The 18,026-nt window shown below is 64.3% G+C and carries 12 protein-coding genes; 8 read left to right on the plus strand and 4 right to left on the minus strand.

Annotation, left to right across the window (positions count from 1 at the left end; translation table 11 throughout):
- Nucleotides 1–279: 279 nt before the first annotated feature.
- From VFW93_RS10630 to VFW93_RS10650, 5 genes are read left to right on the plus strand one after another with little or no spacing between them, the layout of a single operon-like run.
- Nucleotides 280–1,881 (plus strand): ABC transporter ATP-binding protein, encoded by a 1,602-nt coding sequence (locus VFW93_RS10630; protein ID WP_329693972.1) that lies wholly within the window; start codon nucleotides 280–282, stop codon nucleotides 1,879–1,881.
- Nucleotides 1,878–2,546 carry an isochorismatase family cysteine hydrolase gene (locus VFW93_RS10635; RefSeq protein WP_329693973.1) on the plus strand — a complete coding sequence of 223 codons (669 nt, stop codon included), beginning with the start codon at nucleotides 1,878–1,880 and terminating at the stop codon, nucleotides 2,544–2,546. Before VFW93_RS10630 ends, VFW93_RS10635 begins: the two co-directional genes overlap by 4 nt.
- A 54-nt stretch (nucleotides 2,547–2,600) precedes the next feature.
- Nucleotides 2,601–4,520, plus strand: coding sequence for an allophanate hydrolase (gene atzF, locus VFW93_RS10640; protein ID WP_329693974.1), 1,920 nt, complete (start codon nucleotides 2,601–2,603; stop codon nucleotides 4,518–4,520).
- Nucleotides 4,517–4,927, plus strand: a complete 411-nt coding sequence (gene hpxZ, locus VFW93_RS10645) for an oxalurate catabolism protein HpxZ (RefSeq protein WP_329693975.1) — start codon at nucleotides 4,517–4,519, stop codon at nucleotides 4,925–4,927. Before atzF ends, hpxZ begins: the two co-directional genes overlap by 4 nt.
- Nucleotides 4,924–5,634 (plus strand): GntR family transcriptional regulator, encoded by a 711-nt coding sequence (locus tag VFW93_RS10650; protein ID WP_329693976.1) that lies wholly within the window; start codon nucleotides 4,924–4,926, stop codon nucleotides 5,632–5,634. Before hpxZ ends, VFW93_RS10650 begins: the two co-directional genes overlap by 4 nt.
- Nucleotides 5,635–5,650: 16 nt before the next feature.
- On the opposite strand, the gene VFW93_RS10655 is transcribed toward VFW93_RS10650, so the two are convergent.
- From VFW93_RS10655 to VFW93_RS10670, 4 genes are all read right to left on the minus strand, one after another.
- On the minus strand, nucleotides 5,651–7,189 hold the full coding sequence (locus tag VFW93_RS10655; RefSeq protein ID WP_329693977.1) for an FAD-linked oxidase C-terminal domain-containing protein: 1,539 nt from the start codon (nucleotides 7,187–7,189) through the stop codon (nucleotides 5,651–5,653).
- Nucleotides 7,190–7,243: 54 nt separating this feature from the next.
- Nucleotides 7,244–7,684 (minus strand): hypothetical protein, encoded by a 441-nt coding sequence (locus tag VFW93_RS10660; protein ID WP_329693978.1) that lies wholly within the window; start codon nucleotides 7,682–7,684, stop codon nucleotides 7,244–7,246.
- A 128-nt stretch (nucleotides 7,685–7,812) separates the two neighbouring features.
- A complete protein-coding gene (locus VFW93_RS10665; protein ID WP_329693979.1) occupies nucleotides 7,813–9,066 on the minus strand; it encodes an FIST signal transduction protein in 1,254 nt (417 codons plus the stop codon).
- Nucleotides 9,067–9,100: 34 nt separating this feature from the next.
- Nucleotides 9,101–9,904 carry a PhaM family polyhydroxyalkanoate granule multifunctional regulatory protein gene (locus VFW93_RS10670; RefSeq protein WP_329693980.1) on the minus strand — a complete coding sequence of 268 codons (804 nt, stop codon included), beginning with the start codon at nucleotides 9,902–9,904 and terminating at the stop codon, nucleotides 9,101–9,103.
- Nucleotides 9,905–10,007: 103 nt separating this feature from the next.
- On the opposite strand from VFW93_RS10670, the gene VFW93_RS10675 reads away from it, so the two are divergent.
- From VFW93_RS10675 to VFW93_RS10685, 3 genes are all read left to right on the plus strand, one after another.
- Nucleotides 10,008–11,597: an alkaline phosphatase D family protein gene (locus VFW93_RS10675; protein WP_329693981.1), complete on the plus strand. Its 1,590-nt coding sequence runs from the start codon at nucleotides 10,008–10,010 to the stop codon at nucleotides 11,595–11,597.
- 17 nt (nucleotides 11,598–11,614) lie between these two features.
- Entirely contained in the window at nucleotides 11,615–12,220 is a 606-nt protein-coding gene (locus tag VFW93_RS10680) for a helix-turn-helix domain-containing protein (protein WP_329693982.1), read from the plus strand.
- Between the two features lie 149 nt (nucleotides 12,221–12,369).
- The gene (locus VFW93_RS10685) at nucleotides 12,370–18,021 is read left to right on the plus strand and encodes a beta strand repeat-containing protein (protein WP_329693983.1); all 5,652 of its coding nucleotides are present in this window, start codon (nucleotides 12,370–12,372) and stop codon (nucleotides 18,019–18,021) included.
- Nucleotides 18,022–18,026: the final 5 nt, after the last annotated feature.

The raw sequence follows: 18,026 nt of genomic DNA on the forward strand, positions 1-18,026 counted from the left end.
CCCCCCCCACTTCTCCTCTTCCCTCCAGCGCGGTGCGAGGAAAGGGCAGCAAGGGGGCATGGCGGAGCGAAGTAAAGGGGGAGGCATGGGCACAGCCCATGACGGGGGAGAGAGCCCCGACACAAACAGTCCTGAGGACTGTTTGTGCGTGGCGAGCGCCAGGGGCTCTGCCCCCTGGCATGAGCGGAGCCGTGCGCCCCAGTTGCCTGATCCGTTCCCAACGCGCAACCATACCCAAACCAACCCCACCCTTCACGCCGCAACCGGAGTCAGCCACCCATGACCGCCCCGCTCGACCCCAGCCTGCAGCCGCCACCTAAAACAGGTGCCCTGGCCCTGTCCACCTACCAGCTCACCAAACGCTTCGGCAGCTTCACCGCGCTGGACAACGTCTCCATCGACGTCCGCCCCGGCACCGTGCACGCCCTGCTCGGTGAAAACGGTGCCGGCAAGAGCACCCTGGTCAAGGCCATCGTCGGCTATCACCAGCCCGATGACGGCGCCGTCCTGATCGATGGCCGCGAACACGCCATCACCTCGCCCGTGGTCGCGCGCCACCTCGGCATTGGCATGGTCTACCAGCACTTCACCGTCGTGCCCGGCATGACCGTGGCCGAGAACCTGCTGCTGGCCAAGGGCGAGCTGCCCGCCATCGTGCCCTGGCGCCAGGTCCGCCAGGAGCTGGAGGCCTTCATGGCCACCACGCCCTTCAAGCTCGATCTGGATGCCCGCCCGATGGACCTGTCGGCCGGCGAAAAGCAGAAGCTCGAGATCCTCAAGCAGCTCTTCCTCAAACCGCGCCTGCTCATCCTCGATGAACCCACCTCCGTCCTGACACCACAGGAAGCAGACGAGGTGCTGGGCGCCCTGCGTGACCGCGCCCATGCCGGCGAGGTCAGCGTCATCATGATCTCGCACAAGTTCCGCGAGGTCATGGAAGTGGCCGACGACGTCAGCGTGTTGCGCCGAGGGCAGCTCATGGGCAGCCACCGCGTGGCCGATACCTCGCCAGCCTTGCTGGGCGCCGAGATGATGGGGCTCAGCGCTGGCGCGGCCACACCAGCGGCCGTGTCCTCCGAAGAAATGCCCCGCGAACCCTTTCCTGCCGCACCCATTCGCCTGCGTGTCGACAAGCTCAGTGTGGCCGGTGACCGCGGCGAGCGTGCCGTGCACGAGTTGTCGCTCAACGTTCGCGGTGGCGAGATCGTGGGCATTGCTGGTGTGTCCGGCAATGGACAGCGTGAGCTGATGGAGGCCCTGGTGGGCCAGCGTGACCGTGAATCCGGCGAGGTCTGGATGGCCGATGAGCGCTACCACGCCAGGCGCGAGCAGAACCAGCGCCTGAACGTGCGCAGCCTGCCCGAGGAGCCTTTGCGCAATGCCTGTGTGGGCGATTTGAGCGTGGCGCTCAACATGGGCCTGCGTCGATTCGATCAGGCCCCGGTGGCCCGCTTCGGCTGGATGCGCGGTGGCCTGCTGCGAGACAAGGCCAAGGAGCTGATTGCCAGCTACAAGGTCAAGACCCAGGGTGAGAACGCGCCCATTCGTTCTCTGTCCGGTGGCAATGTGCAGCGCGCCGTGCTGGCCCGGGAGTTCGATGGGCAGGTCGATGTGCTGCTGGTGTCCAACCCGGTCTTCGGTCTGGACTTTGCCGCCGTGGCCGAGATCCACAGCCGCATCATGGCGGTGCGCAACAAGGGTGGGGCCGTGCTGCTGGTCAGTGAAGATCTGGACGAGCTGCTCAAGCTGGCTGACCGCATCGTGGTCATGAGCGAAGGTCGCGTCGTGCACGAATGTGATGCGCGTGATGCCGATCGCCACGTGCTGGGTGCCTTCATGGGCGGCGCGCATCACCATCATCCCGTCAAGGAGGCCGCATGATCAAGACCGTTCACGCTCAGCCCTTCGATTACCCGTTCGACATCCGGCATACCGCGCTGCTCATCATCGACATGCAACGTGATTTTGTCGAGCCCGGCGGTTTCGGGGCCTCTCTGGGCAACGATGTGAGCCTGCTGCAGGCCATCGTGCCCACCTGCCAGCGTGTCCTGCAGGCCTGGCGCGAGATGGGGGGCTGGGTGGTTCACACCCGTGAGGCTCACAAGGCCGATCTGTCTGATTGCCCACCAGCCAAACTCAACCGCGGCTCACCCACCTTGCGCATCGGCGATGTGGGGCCGATGGGCCGCATCCTCATCCGCGGTGAGCCGGGGCACGCCATCATCCCCGAACTCGCGCCCATCGAGGGCGAGCTGGTCATCGACAAGCCAGGCAAGGGCGCCTTCTACGCCACGCCTTTGCGCGAAGCCCTGGAGGTGCGCCAGATCACCCACCTCATCGTGATGGGGGTGACCACCGAAGTGTGTGTGCAGACCAGCATGCGCGAAGCCAATGACCGCGGTTATGACTGCCTGCTGGTCGAGGACGGCACCGAAAGCTACTTCCCGCAGTTCAAGCAAGCTACGCTGGAGATGATCCGCGCCCAAGGTGCCATCGTGGGCTGGACGGCACCCAGCGAGGCCTTGCTTCAGGCCCTGGCTGGCTGAGGTGTCAAGCCCTCGCCGCATTCGCCCTTCACTTTCCTTCTACCCTTTGATCGCATGTCCTTTCTGAACGCCGCTCCCGCGACAGACATCCCCGCCACGGTGGCGCTCCTCCTGGCTGCCTACCGTGAAGGCAGCCTCCGACCCGAGCAGGTGCTGGCTCGCCTGTGGTCGCGGTGGCAGGCCTGCCCGCTTGAGCAGGACCCGGCCTGGATCACACGAGCCGATGCGGCATTCCTCCAGCAGCAGCTGGATGCGCTGGCGGGGCAGTCGCCCGAGAGCCTGCCCTTGTACGGCGTGCCCTTTGCCGTGAAGGACAACATCGATGTGGCGGGCTTGCCCACCACGGCGGCATGTCCGGCCTTCGCCTACAAGCCTGAAGCATCAGCCGAAGTGGTTCGTCGCCTGATGGCCGCTGGTGCCATCGTGGTCGGCAAGACCAATCTGGATCAGTTCGCCACAGGGCTGGTGGGCATGCGTTCACCTTATGGTGCGCCTTCATCAACTTTCAGTGATGCCCACGTGAGCGGTGGCTCCAGTTCCGGCTCGGCGGTGGTGGTGGCGCGCAGTGAGGTGAGCTTTGCGCTGGGCACGGATACCGCTGGCTCGGGGCGCGTGCCTGCTGGCTTCAACAACCTGGTGGGCCTCAAGCCCACACCTGGCCTGGTGCCCACGCACGGCGTCCTGCCAGCCTGTCGCAGCCTGGATTGCGTGTCGGTATTCGCGCTCACGGCGTCGGACGCAGCGCGCATCCTGCAGGTCACGGAAGGCCCCATGGCCGGTCAGGCCTCGTTCAATGCCTTCAAGCCCCAGTTGCCGCGGCTGCCACATGCCTTGCGTGTGGGCGTGCCAGTTGAACCCGAGTTCTTCGGTGATGCCGACTACGCGCAGGCCTTCGAGCAGGCCAAGTCGCAATGGGCGCACCTCCGGGAGCCCGATGGCACGCCCTGGCCCGTGACGCTGGTGCCGGTCGACATGCGTGGCTTCTACGATGTCGCGCGGCTGCTGTACGAAGGCCCCTGGGTGGCCGAGCGCCACGCTGCCATCTCATCGTTCATGGCTGAGAACGCCGATGAGATGAACCCTGTCGTGCGCCGCATCATTGAAGGCGCCAGCCAGCACGATGCCGTATCAGCCTTCAAAGGCCAGTACCGACTGAAGGAGCTGGCGGCTCAACAGGCAACGGTCTGGGATGCCATCGACGTGCTCATGGTGCCCACCGCGCCGACCATGCCGACCAAAGCCAGCGTGGAGGCTGATCCCATCGGGCGCAATGCGCAGCTGGGCACCTACACCAACTTCGTCAACCTCTTGGGCCTGGCCGCCCTGGCCTTGCCTGCAGGCTTCACGCAGGGCAGCCTGCCTTTCGGCATCACCTTGATCGCCCCTGGTGGTTCAGATGCCGCCTTGCTGGATCTGGGCGCGTGCTGGCAAGCGAGCTGCCTGGACGATGGCTTGAGCCTGGGGCATGGTCTGGCCATGGCATCTGATGCCGAGCTGGCCTTGCCTGGTTGCAAGGCGCTCAGCGCTGAGCCCGTGATGGCCCTGGCCGTGGTGGGGGCGCACCTCAGCGGCATGCCCTTGCATTGGCAGCTCACCGAACGCCGGGCTCGCCTGCTGATGCGCACGCACACAGCGCCTCGCTATCAGCTGTATGCCTTGCCGGGCACCGTGCCACCCAAGCCTGGCCTGGCGCGGCTGGCCGACGATGCGCCACCCGAGGCGGGGCACGCCATCGAGCTGGAGGTGTATGCCGTGCCTCAATCCGCGATCGGCTCTTTCCTGGCGATGATTCCACCACCCTTGGGCCTGGGGTCGGTGGAGCTGGCCGATGGCAGCTGGGTGAAGGGCTTCATCTGCGAGCCATGTGGCATCGCTGGTGCGCAAGACATCAGCCACTTTGGCGGATGGCGAGCCTACATGGCCCATGTCAAGGCGCAAGCCGCGCAAACAGAAGCAAGCAGGAGTGCCGCATGACCTTGGGATCTACTCAGATCAACCTGCACGAGGTGGTGCAGGAGGTCACGCGCATCTTTCTGGACTATGAATCCGCCTTGATGCGCAATGATGTGGAGGCGCTCAACGCGTATTTCTGGCGGCATCAGGCCGTGACACGGTATGGCATCTGTGACAAGCAGCTTGGGCACGATGCCCTGGTAGCCTATCGTGCCAAGGTGCCCGCGCCCGATTTCACGCGCACCTTGCATGATGTGCGCATCACCGCTTTCGGGCCGGATATGGCCGTGGCCATGTGCGAGTTCAAGCGCAGCGATACCGATCTGCATGGTTTTCAGACCCAGACCTGGGTGCGCCTGCCGGAAGGTTGGCGTATCGTGTCAGCGCACGTCAGCATGGTTCCCTTCCAATCCGCCGCTTCGCCATGAAACTGGTTTCCTCCTCCCCTCCAAGCTCCTTGCCTGCGGTGACATTGGCTGAACGGGTCTATGCCCAGATCAAACAGCTGATCTTTGATTTCGCGCTGCTGCCCGGAGATCGGTTTTCAGAGAGCGATCTGGCCAACCAGGTACAGGTGAGCCGCACGCCCTTGCGTCAGGCCCTGCAGCGCCTGCAACGCGAGGGCTTCCTGCTTGTGTTTCCCAAGAGTGGCTGGCAGGTTGCGCCGCTGGACTTTGAAACCTTCGACCAGCTCTACGATCTGCGTGTGCTGCTGGAAACCCATGCAGTGGCCAGGCTGTGCGAGGCCGAAGAGCGCCCCGCGCTCAAGGAACTGGCCGACACCTGGCTGATCAAGCCCAACGAACGCCAGACCGCCTTCATCACGGTAGACAAGCTCGACGAAGAGTTCCACTCGGCCCTGGTGCGCGCCACAGGCAATGCCGAGATGATCCGTGTGCACGAGGACATCACCGAGCGCATTCGCATCATCCGCAGGCTCGATTTCACCAAGCCATCGCGTGTGGAGGCCACGTACGACGAGCATGCCCGCATCCTGCGTGCCATCACGCGAAGGCGGGCTGATGAGGCGCAACGCCTGCTCAAGGCGCACGTGGCGCAGAGCAAGGCCGAGGTGCGTCACATCACGCTGGACATGCTCTACCAGGCGCGACAGCGCATCGCCTCAGGCCAGTAAGGCCTGACGGTGCTGCTCAGAAGCGCGGCAAGGTTGCGAGCGCTTCCTTCAGTGCGGGTGTCTGGCCCATGCCCTGGCCGGGGCCCGGGCGAAGCTCGCCGCAACGCGCCAGCATCGGGATCATCTTGCCCGGGTTGAGTTGCCCCTTGGGATCAAAGGCGGCCTTGAAGGCCAGCATCTGCTCGCGCTCGGCATCCGTGAACTGGGTGCACATGGCGTCGAGTTTCTCGATGCCCACGCCGTGTTCGCCCGTGATGCTGCCACCCAGTTGCACGGCCTGGCGGAGGATGTCGTTGCCAAAGGCTTCGGCGCGCTGAAGTTGATCAGGGTCATTGGCATCGAACAGGATCAGCGGGTGCATGTTGCCATCACCCGCGTGGAACACGTTCACGCAGCGCAGGCCATAGGTGGTCTGCATCCCGTTGATGGCCTGCAGCATGGTGGCGAGGGCCTTGCGCGGGATGGATGCATCCATGCACAGGTAGTCAGGGCTGATGCGCCCTGTGGCCGGGAAGGCGTTCTTGCGGCCGCTCCAGAAGCGCAGGCGCTGGGCCTCGTCTTCGCTGATGCTGACCTGGGTGGCGCCTGCCTGGTCCAGCACGGCACGCAGGCGTTCGATTTCCTCGTCCACTTCTTCAGGGCTGCCATCGCTTTCGACCAGCAGGATGGCTTCGGCGTTCAGGTCATAGCCTGCATGCACGAAGTCTTCGACCGCTGCGGTCATGGGCTTGTCCATCATCTCCAGCCCGGCCGGGATCAAGCCGGCCGCGATGATGGCGGCCACGGCATCACCTGCCTTGCCCACATCGTCGAAACTGGCCAGCAGGCAACGCGCCACCTGGGGTTTGGGCAGCAGGCGCACGGTGATCTCCGTGGCCACACCCAGCAGACCTTCGCTGCCGATGAAGGCGGCCAGCAGATCCAGGCCCGCGGCATCGAGCGCTTCGCTGCCCAGCTCCAGCACCTCGCCTTCCACCGTGAAGCCGCGCACGCGCAGCACGTTGTGCACGGTCAGGCCGTACTTCAGGCAGTGCACGCCGCCCGCGTTTTCAGCCACATTGCCGCCGATGGTGCAGGCGATCTGGCTGCTCGGGTCGGGCGCGTAATACAGGCCGTGGGCCGCCGCGGCTTCGCTGATGGCCAGATTGCGAACGCCGCATTCGACGACGGCCGTGCGCGCCAGCGGGTCGATGTGCAGGATGCGGTTGAGCCTGGCCAGCGACAAGGTCACACCCATGGCGTTGGGCAAGGCACCGCCTGACAGGCCCGTGCCACCGCCGCGTGCCACCACGGGCACGCCCAGCGCGTGGCAGGCCTTGAGCACGGCACCGACCTGTTCGTGGGTCTCGGGCAAGGCCACGGCCAGGGGCCTTTGGCGGTAGGCGCTCAGGCCATCACATTCAAAGGGGGTGACGGCTTCGTCGCGCCAGAGGATGCTGCGTTCGGGCAGCACGCCCGACAGGGCCTTGACAACGGCCTGCTGGCGTTGCTGGCGCGCCAGGCGATCAGCCTCGGGCGTGGCGGTGGCGGGTGTTGGAGTGACCGTGGTGTCCATCTGCGTCACTTTATACCCATCAGCACCTTTCCCGGGTGCCGCCGCAGTGTTCGTTCAGCTGACGATCAGGTCAGGGATGCGCTTGAGCATCAGCATGTCGTGCTTGTCGATCTTCTGGCAGTCGCCATGCCCTTGAAAGCGGTAGTGGCGCCCAGTTACCGAGGAGCGCACGCTCAAGGCACCATGCCCGACATAGCGCGCAGACAGTTCGGGTGTGGCCTTGGGGGCGCCGCTCGTCCTGCCGGGGGCGGCCCCTGCGGGAGCCTGACGCCGCGCTGGCGCAGGCACGCTGGGCGGGGCCAGCGGCTTCTGGCGCACGGTTTCGTTGGCGGCGGCCGGATGCGCCATCGCGAGTTGTGGACGTGGGGCGCTGGCCAGTGCCTGAGGGGCGGGGCCGGACGAGGCGGCCCAACTGACCGGCCGAGGTGCGTGCGCGCCAGGGGCGGGGGCTGCGAACGGAATGGGACGGGGGCGATTGACGGGGCGAGCAATCATGGTGGACTCCTGCTGACGTCCTGCTACAGACAACGGCCGCCAGTGTGCGAGCCTGTTCACCCCGTGAAAATCCCCTCGGGTGGTGCAACCGCAAGGGGGACACACCGATGGGGGGCGCCGTGTCGGATTCAGCCGCCGAATACCGTGAGCACGCCGGTATAGCCGTACAGGTGGTGGCGCGCAATCTCGCCGCTGGCGAAGAAGCCCACCAGGGGGATGTCGCCCAAGGCGTGAGCGATGATCTCCATCTCGGCGTGAGGAGCGCCAAAGTGGGGGCCTCCCCGCCCCGCACAGCTCACATAGATCGCGCCGACGGGTGCACTGCCAGGGCGTTCGCTCGGGTCGAACTCCTCCCGGATCTCGGCGCAGATGCGCACCAGGTCCTTGCGCGCGGCCGCCACATGCCGCTGGCAGAACGCCAGTTGCATGCCCGAGGCCACCAGATCGCTGATGGCCACGCCATACCGGCTGGGGTCGATGCCCACGAGGTGGCGCACGCGGGTGTCGGCCGCAAAGTGCTGGCCATGGCTGAGCAGGTTGCTGCCCTCGTCGCTCAAGCCCACCAGGGTGGCGCGCACTTTGGGCAAGGCATCGCGCTGCCAGTCGGATTCGCTGACCGTCACGGGCACGCCCAGGTCCTTGAGCAGGCAATTCAGCGCCGGCAGACCGTCGAGCTCGTAGATGACGTTGCGGTGGGCGGCGGTGACCTGTCGCTGCGGGCCGATGGGCTCGCAGCCTTGCGTCACCCGTGTCACGAGCCGGACCTGGTCGGAGAACGCCACGCCGGAGACCCCGCCTTGCCAGACGCCGCCGGGTGGGGCGTCCTCGGCATCCGGTGAGCTTGAGTGCGCGTGTGGGTCTACGGCCAGATGCAGGCTTTGGGATTGGCCAGCACTCACGCCCCCAAACAGGAAACCTGTTTCCGTGCGCTCGGCCAGCTCCTGAATCAGCTCGGGCAGATCCGGGGAGTGGCCGTCCGCGTGGACCAGTGCCGTGTGGGCGCGCCAGACTTGGCCCTGATGGCCGTGCAAGGGGTGGATGGCCGCCAGTGGCTGGCGCCCATGGAACACCCGGAAGTCGCTGCCTGGCAGGTTGCACAGCATCACGGCCAGAGCCGGCTCATCGATGTATTCGACGCCCGTGGCCAGGATGCCCGACCCCACGCCACCAACCCAGGCGACATGAGGCAGTCGTTCGCGCAGGCCCGCCAGGATGGTGGACGCCCCTTCAGCCAGCTCTTCCGTGAGGTAACACCAGCCCAGCGTGGCGTTCATGGACGAGGCCCCCTGCGACGCCAGTTGCGCCCACACCAGCTCCAGCGCCAGCTCCGGTTGGGGGTGGGTGGCATGAGCGTGCAGGAAGCGCAACGGCGCAGTGGTCACTCGAGGCCTTTCAGCGAAGGGGAGAGCGGGCGGCTCAGGGTTTGGGTGTGGTGCTGCGGGCCGTCTTGCGAGCGGTCTTGCCGGTTGCCCGCTTGGTGGCCGCACCAGATCGGGTGCCGGTGGCCGCCTTGGCTTTCTTGCTCGATGCCGGTGCCGTGAACTCCGCCGCCGTGGCCTGGGCCTGCTTGATCATGTCCATCGATTCGCCGACCGAGTCCCCCACGGTCTGGGCTGCCTGCGAGGCCAGATGGGTGAACTGTTGCGTCAGGGTGTCCCACCAGCGCATGGGGTTGATGAGGTCGGCGCCTTCGGGCGAGCCCTCGCCGGATGCGGCGCCCGGCTTGCCTGAGGGTGCATCGTCAGAGCCCCCTGCCGATTCGTCTCTGCGAGCGGCTGCTGGTGCAGGGGCTGCAGCTGGCGGCGGCGGGCTGGGGGGCGTCGCATCTGGTCGAACCTTGAGCGACTCACGCAAGGCGTCCATGGACACGTTCATGCCCTTGAGCGTCGACAGCGTCATGCGCTGCACCTCCAGGCCCTGGATGGTCATGGCGATCATGCGGGCGTTCTGTTCCAGCCAGAACTGCACGGTCTTCAGATCCTGGATGCGCTTTTCCAGCTCTTCCGGGTCGAGGGTCGGCATGCTCCAGGCCGGCATGCCGGAACTGCCCGCGCTGGCTGCGCCGGGCATGTTGGGCAGGGCACTGCCTGCGGCCTTGAGCCAGTCCTGGAAAAAGCCCAGGCCAGCGCCCAGACCTGCACCCATGGAGGCAAAAGGATTGCTGCCTTGATCGGCTTGCGTGGCACCGGTCGGATCCGGGCTGGGCGGACGCGTTGGCATGAGGGTACTCCCTTGAGGTCGTCAAAACGGCAAACCCATTGTGCCCTTCCGTTGCTCGCCTGTGGCGTTTTGGACTTTGTTGCAACGCATAATCGGCGCCTTCATGCAACGCCGAGAACTGTTCACCCGTCTTTGCCAGACCGCTGCTGCCCTTGCCTGGCAGCAGGTGTTCGCGTCCTCGGCGCGCGCGCAAGCGGCCGATGCCGGCAGTTGGGCCGAGTCAGGCGAGGTGTTCACCCTGGGTGTGGCCAGTGGCGAGCCCCGTCCCAATTCTGTGGTGCTCTGGACACGTCTGGCGCCCAGGCCCCTGACGCCCGATGGCGGCATGCCCGCCCGTGCGGTGCCCGTGTTGTGGGAGGTCGCGCTCGACGAGCGTTTCGACAACGTTGTTCGCTACGGTGCCACGGTGGCAGATCCGGCCACAGCCCACAGCGTCCATGTGGACGTGGCGGGGTTGCTGCCCGGGCGCACGTACTTCTATCGGTTCCGCGCCGGAGGGCAGCTCAGCCCGGTGGGGCGTACCCGCACGGCGCCGGACCCCGCCGAGCGGGTGGAGCGCTTGCGTATCGCGGTGGCATCATGCCAGCACTACGAGATCGGCTATTTCACCGTGCACCGCGAGATCGCGGCCGCCGATGTGGACCTCGTCATCTTCCTGGGTGACTATATCTACGAGACCGAGACCGCGTCCTACCAGAAGGTTCGTCAGCATCCCCACGTCTTCCCGGGTGAAGAGTCCCATTACACGCTGGGGGATTACCGGGCGCACCACGCCAGCTACAAGCTCGATCCCGATCTGCGGGCCTGCCACGCAGCCCACCCCTGGCTGCTGGTCTGGGATGACCACGAGGTGGCCAACGACTATGCCGGGCTGACTGATCCGGATCTGCCTGACCCGCAGGCTTTCCTGAAGTTGCGTACCGCCGCCTACCAGGCCTATTTCGAACATCTGCCGGTCTCGCCTGCACGCGCCCCGGTCGGGGCCTTCATGCGCATGCATGATCATTTCGAGTGGGGACAACTGGCCGACATCTGGACGGTGGATGGCCGTCAGTTCCGCGATCCGCATGTGTGCTCGGGCATCCATGCGCCGGATGGCGGCAAGGCCTTGTGGCGTTGCAAGACCGCTGAAGATCCGGATCGCACGATGCTGGGGACGCAACAGGAGTACTGGCTGGCCGAGGGACTGGCCTCCAGCGAGCGGGCCTGGAAGATCGTGGCACAGCCCACCCAGATCGCGCCAGGTGGTGTCAAGACGCCATGGGGGCCCTTGTTGTATGCCGACGGCTGGGACGCCTACCCGGCGGCACGCGAGCGTCTCATGGCCGCGATTGCCCAGCCCCGCGTGCCGGATGTGGTCTGCCTCAGTGGCGATGTGCACCGTCATGCCGCCGCCAATTTGCGGCTCAACCCGCTGGATTTGAGCTCGCCCATCGTGGCCAGCGAGTTCGTGACCTCGTCGGTCTCCAGCAAAGGCTTGAGCGAGTTCCTCTCCGGCTTGCTCAAGAGCAGCAACCCCGATCTGCTGCATGTGCGTGGTGACGAGCGGGGTTATGCCCTGCTGGATGTCTCACCTCGGCAGTTGACCTGTGAATTCCGCAGCACACCCCACCCGGTTCGCCCGGACGCCCGGTTGCGAACCCAGGCTCGATTTGTGGTCGACCGGGGCGTGCCCGGGCCTCGCAAGGTCTAGCTCCTACAATCGAGCCCATGGCCAGACTACCCTTCAAGCAGCAGGTGCTCCAGGCGCGTGAAGACGCGATCATTGACGCCGTCAACCGCTTGCTGGCCGAAAAAGGCTTTGACCTCATGACGGTCGATGCCGTGGCGGCCGAAGTGGGTATCGCCAAGGCCAGCCTGTACAAGCACTTCGATTCGAAAGAGGCCCTGGCCGGCGCGGCCATGAAACGCCTGCTGACGCGATCGATGGCCCAGCTTGACCTGATTTCCCAGGCAGATCATTCCGACGCCCTGAGCCGCATCAAGGCCGTGGTGCGCTGGACGATGGAGGTGCAACTGGCTGGCGAGATGCCTTCCCTGCCATCCCAGAACTCCAGCCTGCGCGCCTCCCTGATGGCCGACATGGCCTACATGACACAGCTGATCACGGTCAGCGAGCGCCTGGGCGGCTGGATCAGCGAGGCCCAGGCTGCAGGCTTGCTGACCACCTCCGTGCCGGCCGAAGTGGTGCTCTACACCCTGTTTGCCCGCGCCTGTGATCCTGTGCTGGGGGTACTCAAGGCGGGGGGGCATGCTCCCGAACAGATCATCGAGTGGGTGCTGTCGACCACCTTTGAGGGTCTGGCGCGTCGCTGAGCCGGCGTTGCACACCAGACATATCTGGTAACACCCGAATGGGTGATGTTTGGGGGAAACCTGGGGTCTTGAACACCTCTCCTGCGGCTAAGTTCGTGATCAGGCTTTCAGCCTCAACGAAATAAAAGTCAATCTCAGGAGGAATCACCATGGCAACAGCCAGCGATGTGACCGTGCTCGCCTTTGGCCCAGGCACAGGTCGTCAAGATCTCAACTCCGTTTTGTCCAGCGGGCAATCCTTTGTCATCCAGGTGGCAGCAGGTATCTCGCCCGATGACATCGTGCTGGTGTCGGATACGCAGGAGGTGGCCCCCAAGAGCACCGGGGAGTCCTGGCTGAAGTGGTCGTGGTCCTTGCGGCTCAAAAATGGCGGCGAGGCCATCGATCAGTCTGTGATGCAGGCCTTCTCGATGGGGAGCACCCCTCAGCCTCTCGACTACAACATCGATCCTGATCTGGTCGGCCGAGGCTTTGCGCTGCCGCTCCAGCCCACCGGCTTGTTGCGCATCGAGTTCGCTGATGGCACGGTCTGGGGGCAATCGGACATCATTGCCCAGCTGACGCAGAGCAGCAGCGCCAGTGGCGTGGATGTTTATGGCTCCAATGCGGCGGATCTGATCATTGGCGATGGCCGCGACCACACCATTCGGACTTTCGATGGCGATGACACCGTGGTGGGCTCGTCTGGCGACGAGATCATCGTGGGTGGTGCGGGTGTCAACGAATACCGGATCGACGGCGGCTTCGGTCGAGACATCGTGAGCGGCAACTGGCTGACCGACCGCATCGTCTTGGGCGCAGGTCTGACAAAGGCCGACTTGCGCGTGTCGACCAATGGCGTCGATCTGATCGTGCAGCAGGGCCCCGGCTCGACCAACACCCTGGTGTTGTCCGGCTTTGCCGCCAACTGGGCCAATATGGCCACATCCACCGGCAGCATCAGCTTTGCCGATGGCAGCGCCTGGCGTTTTGCGGATCTGACCACGCAGTATTTCCCAGTTGCGCCTGTCGCAATAGGTTCAACCATTGAGTACGGTACGACAGGCAATGATGTCTTTCTGATCGGGCCGGGGCGAGGCATCGGTACGATCGCGGCCTTTCAGAATGACGCGGCTGGCCTTCATTCGGATGTGATCCAGCTCACAACCAGCGACGTGAGCTTCAGCATGTACCACCACGACATGACGCAGATCGGCGTGATGGGCGGCCATCTGAATGACCAGCGTGGCGTGTTGATCCGCTTCAACGAGACGGGCGAAACCACACTGGTCTATGACACCCGAGCGGCGTTTTCGCCAGGCGGCTGGAGCAGTGGCCTCATCTACACCAATGACTTCCTCAAGAGCGACCAGGTGGTGATCCGCTTGGCGGATGGCTCTGCTTTGACAGGCCTGGATCTGGCAGCGCGCATGGCTGCGGAGGCTGCGCCCACCACGGGCACGTTCTTTGACGATACCGTCAGGGGCACCGTGAATGACGACATCCTGGCGGGGGGGCGTGGGGATGATCAGATCATCGTCAGCGACAGCACCGCACCGCATGGCCGTGATGTGGTGCTGTTCAATCTGGGGGATGGACGCGACACCGTTGTGGCGCGCGACGGTGGTTACACCTTGCGGCTGGGGGTGGGTATCCAGCCCGCAGATATCGCGTTGAACAATGGTGTGGCCATCCGCGGCACGGTCGATTCGCTGTGGGGCCCATTGCCGGACCGCATCGAGTTCGCAGATGGCACGGTGTGGGATGCGCAACAGATTGGTGTGCAACAACATGTCATCCCAGGGGGGATCTCCCTGAGCGCCAGCCAGGCCGGTGACACCTTGGTCGGCGGGGGCGGCCATGATGTCCTGAAGGCCGCACCTGAGGGCGGGAGCGTCTTGATTGGTGGTGCGGGGAACGACACCATCAGTTTGATTGGCTACTACGATGGTCCGGCAAATGTGATCGTTTTCCAGCGAGGCGATGGCAGTGATACCGTCGATGGCGTCAGCCCGTTTGTTTTGCGCCTCGGGGATGGCATCAGCCGCAGCGACCTGCAATTCAGTGCGTCTGGTGTCTCCATGGGTGTCAACGCCAGCGGGGGCTTGGATCAGATCAAAGGCGCATTGCCATCGCGTATCGAGTTTGCGGACGGCAGCAAGCTGGACCAGGCCGACATCCGTGTCATCAGTTCGGGCGTGACAACCTCCGGCGATGACACCGTTGACGGCTTGAACGGTACAAGCGATGTCATCGACGGCCTGGGTGGCAATGACAGCTTGAGTGGCTGGGCAGGCAATGATTCCCTGATCGGGGGAATCGGCAACGATACGCTGGACGGCGGAGAGGGCAGCGACACGCTGGTGGGCGGTGCCGGCTCGGATAAATTGCTTGGCGCGGAGGGTGACGACCTCATGATCGGCGGGGCGGGGCTCGACAGCTATGAGTACGCCTCCTATACCCGCTTCATCGGGCGAGATGTGGTCAGCGATACCGATGGCGCTCGGATCTGGTTGCCGGGCACGAGCAAGCTTGCTTCCGACGTGTTGGTGACTGCCGCAGGCCCGGATCATCCCAAGGGCGTGACCATTCAGGTCAAGGGCGCGATCGGCAGCATCACCATTGACAACATCGCAGATGCCAACGACGTGGCGGTCATTGCAGCAAGCGGCCCACTCAACAAGGCCGCGCTGTTGGGACTGGTGCAATCCACTGATTCGCGAACCCATGTGGGTACAGGGGTGGGGGACGCGCTGACCGCTACCCTGGGTTTTGATACGCTGGATGGCCAGGGAGGGAATGACACGCTCACAGGCAGCACTGGTCAGGATGTGTTCATCGGCGGCGCTGGCGATGATCTGATGGATGGGCAGGGCGGCGCAGATCTGTTCCTGTACGAGGGAACTGACATCGGCAACGACACCATCAAGGCGGGCGCCGATGCGGTCATCCAGATCAAGGGCGATGGGTTGATTGTCGACAGCATCAGTGTGGATCCGCTGGATGCGGCCAAACCTGATCAGGTGACGATGCGTATCGCTGGTGTGGCCGGTAGCATCACGGTGGTGAGGCCGTCCTCAATCAGCGAGCCGAGCATTTATCTCAATGGCCGGTACTATCAAGGTTCGAGTCTGTGGGTTCAGGCCCAAGCGAATGCCGCCTATTTGCTGACCGGGACTGCGGGCAACGATACGCTTGATGGGAAAAAGGGTGCCGACACCCTCATTGGTGGTGCTGGCAACGACGCCCTGACCGGTGGCGCGGGTGCCGACACCTACCTCTACAACGACACGCTGATTGGCGATGACACCATCCAGGCCGACGCAGCCGATACCATCGTGTTTGCTGGCAATGCCTTGAGCAGGGATGATCTTGTCCTGGCACCCGTTGACCAGGGCGACGGCTATGTGCCACAGGTGAAATTTGGCGTCAAGGGGTTTTCGGGCAGCGTCTCGGTGTTCAACACGGTTGGCTCCGTGCAGATTGGCCATGACACCCTCACTGGTGTCGAGTTGCGCCAATTGGCCCTGGAGCGCACGGCCTTCAGCCAGACAGGTACTGATGGCGCCGATCTGATCCAGGGGCGCTCGGGCAAAGACACCCTCAGCGGCCAGGCCGGCGACGACACCATCATCGGTGGTGACGGCAACGACATCCTCATCGGCGGCCGTGGCCATGACCAACTGCGTGGTGACGCCGGCGCTGACAGCTATCGCTACAACGATCGCTTCATCGGCAATGACACCATCCATGGCGATGGCCTGGATCGCATCGTGTTCACCGGCGCCTCGCTGACCCGTGACGACATCACCTTCCTGCCTCCGGATGCGGCGCATCCCGATCAACTCAGCTTCAGCCTCAAGGGCTATGAAGGCAGCATCACGGTAGACAACTACGCGGCCGCGTCAAACATGGTGCTGGACCTGGGCACGAAGAGCCTGACCCTCGCCGAGTGGCTGGAGTCGCCCTCCAACACGACCCCGCTCAACATCGTTGGCACCGCCGACGGTGACGTGATCAATGGCCGCAACGGTGGCGACATTCTCAGTGGGCAGGCAGGCAATGACACGATCTCGGGTCGAGATGGCAACGACGTGCTCATCGGCGGAGAAGGTGATGACGTGCTTGCTGGCGAAGCTGGCGCCGACACCTATCGCTACGACGCCGCAGCGATAGGTCAGGACGTGATCCACGCCGACAGCAACGACACCATCGTGTTCGCTGGTGCCGCGCTGGGCACATCGGATTTGAATGTGGCCATGCTCGATACGACGCGGCCCAATCAGGTCACCTTCGGTGTCAATGGCTACAACGGTAGCGTCACCATCGACAACCTGCGTGATGCACAGGGCCTCACGTTGCAGCTCGGTGGTGTGGCCGTGAGCGGTGCCAACCTGCTCGACATGGCCACCAGTCTGTTGCCTCTGTCGCTGTACGGCAGCAATGGCGCTGATGTGCTCAACGGCCATCGCGGCGCAGACACGCTGCACGGCGGAGCCGGCAACGACACGCTGGCTGGGGGCGATGGCAATGATGTGCTGATCGGTGATGCTGGTGACGACTTCCTGCGCGGTGACGCGGGCGCCGACACCTACTTCTACGACATCGTGAGCGACAACATCATCGGCCATGATGTGATCCACGCTGACGGCAGCGACACCATCGCCTTCGCTCCAGGCTGGTTGACCCAGGACGACTTGACGGTGCTGGCATTTGATCCAGCCAAGCCTGATCAACTGACGTTCGGCGTGTCGGGTTTTGATGGCAGTGTCCTGATCGACAACCTCGGTGCGGCTCAGGGCCTGACGCTGAAGCTGGGTACGGTCAACATGAGCGGTGCAGATCTGCTTGCCGTGGCGTCCAGTTACACGCAACAGAACCTGGTGGGCACCAGTGGCGCCGACATGCTCAATGGACTCAACGGGGCTGACTCGCTCAATGGCATGGCGGGCAATGACAGCCTGGCCGGAGGAAAGGGCGCCGATACCTTGATTGGTGGGGCAGGCAATGACTACCTGCATGGCGACGACGGGGTGGACACCTATCGCTACGACGACGCCAACATCGGCAACGACGTGATCCATGCCGACAACCTCGATACCATCGTGTTCACGCAGGCCACACTGACCCAGTCCGATCTGATCGTGAGCCCCTTGAGTTCCGCCAAACCCGATCAGGTGACGTTCCGGGTGAAGGGCTATAACGGCAGTGTGACCGTCGACAACCTGCGCGATGCACCGGGCCTGGACTTGCAGTTGGGATCGGCGTTGATCAGTGCGCAGATGCTGCTCGATACGGCCACCAGCCTGATGCCCCTGACCCTGACGGGCACCAGCGGCAAGGACACCCTCAACGGCAAGGGCGGCAATGACACGCTCAGCGGCCTGGCCGGCAACGATACGCTGGCGGGCGGCAAGGGTGACGATCTGCTCAACGGCGGCAAGGGCAACGACACCTACCTGTTCGGCGCTGGTGACGGGCATGACACCATCGTGGACAAGGACAGCACCTGGTTCAACAGTGACCTGCTCAAGATCAGCGGTGCGAAGTCCAATCAATTGTGGTTCAGCCGCAGTGGCAACAACCTGGATGTCAGCGTGATCGGCACGCAGGATCGCGTCACCATCCAGGATTGGTACCTGGGTTCGTCCAACTACGTCGAGAAGATCACGGCGGCTGATGGCAAGAGTCTGAGCGCCAGCAAGGTGCAAGGCCTGGTCAACGCGATGGCCAGCTTTGCGCCGCCCGCACAGGGCCAGACAACCCTGCCAGCCAATACGTCCGCCACCATCACCAAGGTGATCGCCAGCAGCTGGGCCTGACCCCC

The organism is Aquabacterium sp. (assembly GCF_036279675.1).
GTDB lineage: Bacteria > Pseudomonadota > Gammaproteobacteria > Burkholderiales > Burkholderiaceae_C > Aquabacterium.

Bases quoted from the DNA above. Each gene is read 5' to 3' on its own strand.
- VFW93_RS10630 (WP_329693972.1), top strand. From the start codon at position 280: ATGACCGCCCCGCTCGACCCCAGCCTGCAGCCGCCACCTAAAACAGGT.
- VFW93_RS10635 (WP_329693973.1), top strand. From the start codon at position 1,878: ATGATCAAGACCGTTCACGCTCAGCCCTTCGATTACCCGTTCGACATC.
- atzF (WP_329693974.1), top strand. From the start codon at position 2,601: ATGTCCTTTCTGAACGCCGCTCCCGCGACAGACATCCCCGCCACGGTG.
- hpxZ (WP_329693975.1), top strand. From the start codon at position 4,517: ATGACCTTGGGATCTACTCAGATCAACCTGCACGAGGTGGTGCAGGAG.
- VFW93_RS10650 (WP_329693976.1), top strand. From the start codon at position 4,924: ATGAAACTGGTTTCCTCCTCCCCTCCAAGCTCCTTGCCTGCGGTGACA.
- VFW93_RS10655 (WP_329693977.1), bottom strand. From the start codon at position 7,189: ATGGACACCACGGTCACTCCAACACCCGCCACCGCCACGCCCGAGGCT.
- VFW93_RS10660 (WP_329693978.1), bottom strand. From the start codon at position 7,684: ATGATTGCTCGCCCCGTCAATCGCCCCCGTCCCATTCCGTTCGCAGCC.
- VFW93_RS10670 (WP_329693980.1), bottom strand. From the start codon at position 9,904: ATGCCAACGCGTCCGCCCAGCCCGGATCCGACCGGTGCCACGCAAGCC.
- VFW93_RS10675 (WP_329693981.1), top strand. From the start codon at position 10,008: ATGCAACGCCGAGAACTGTTCACCCGTCTTTGCCAGACCGCTGCTGCC.
- VFW93_RS10680 (WP_329693982.1), top strand. From the start codon at position 11,615: ATGGCCAGACTACCCTTCAAGCAGCAGGTGCTCCAGGCGCGTGAAGAC.
- VFW93_RS10685 (WP_329693983.1), top strand. From the start codon at position 12,370: ATGGCAACAGCCAGCGATGTGACCGTGCTCGCCTTTGGCCCAGGCACA.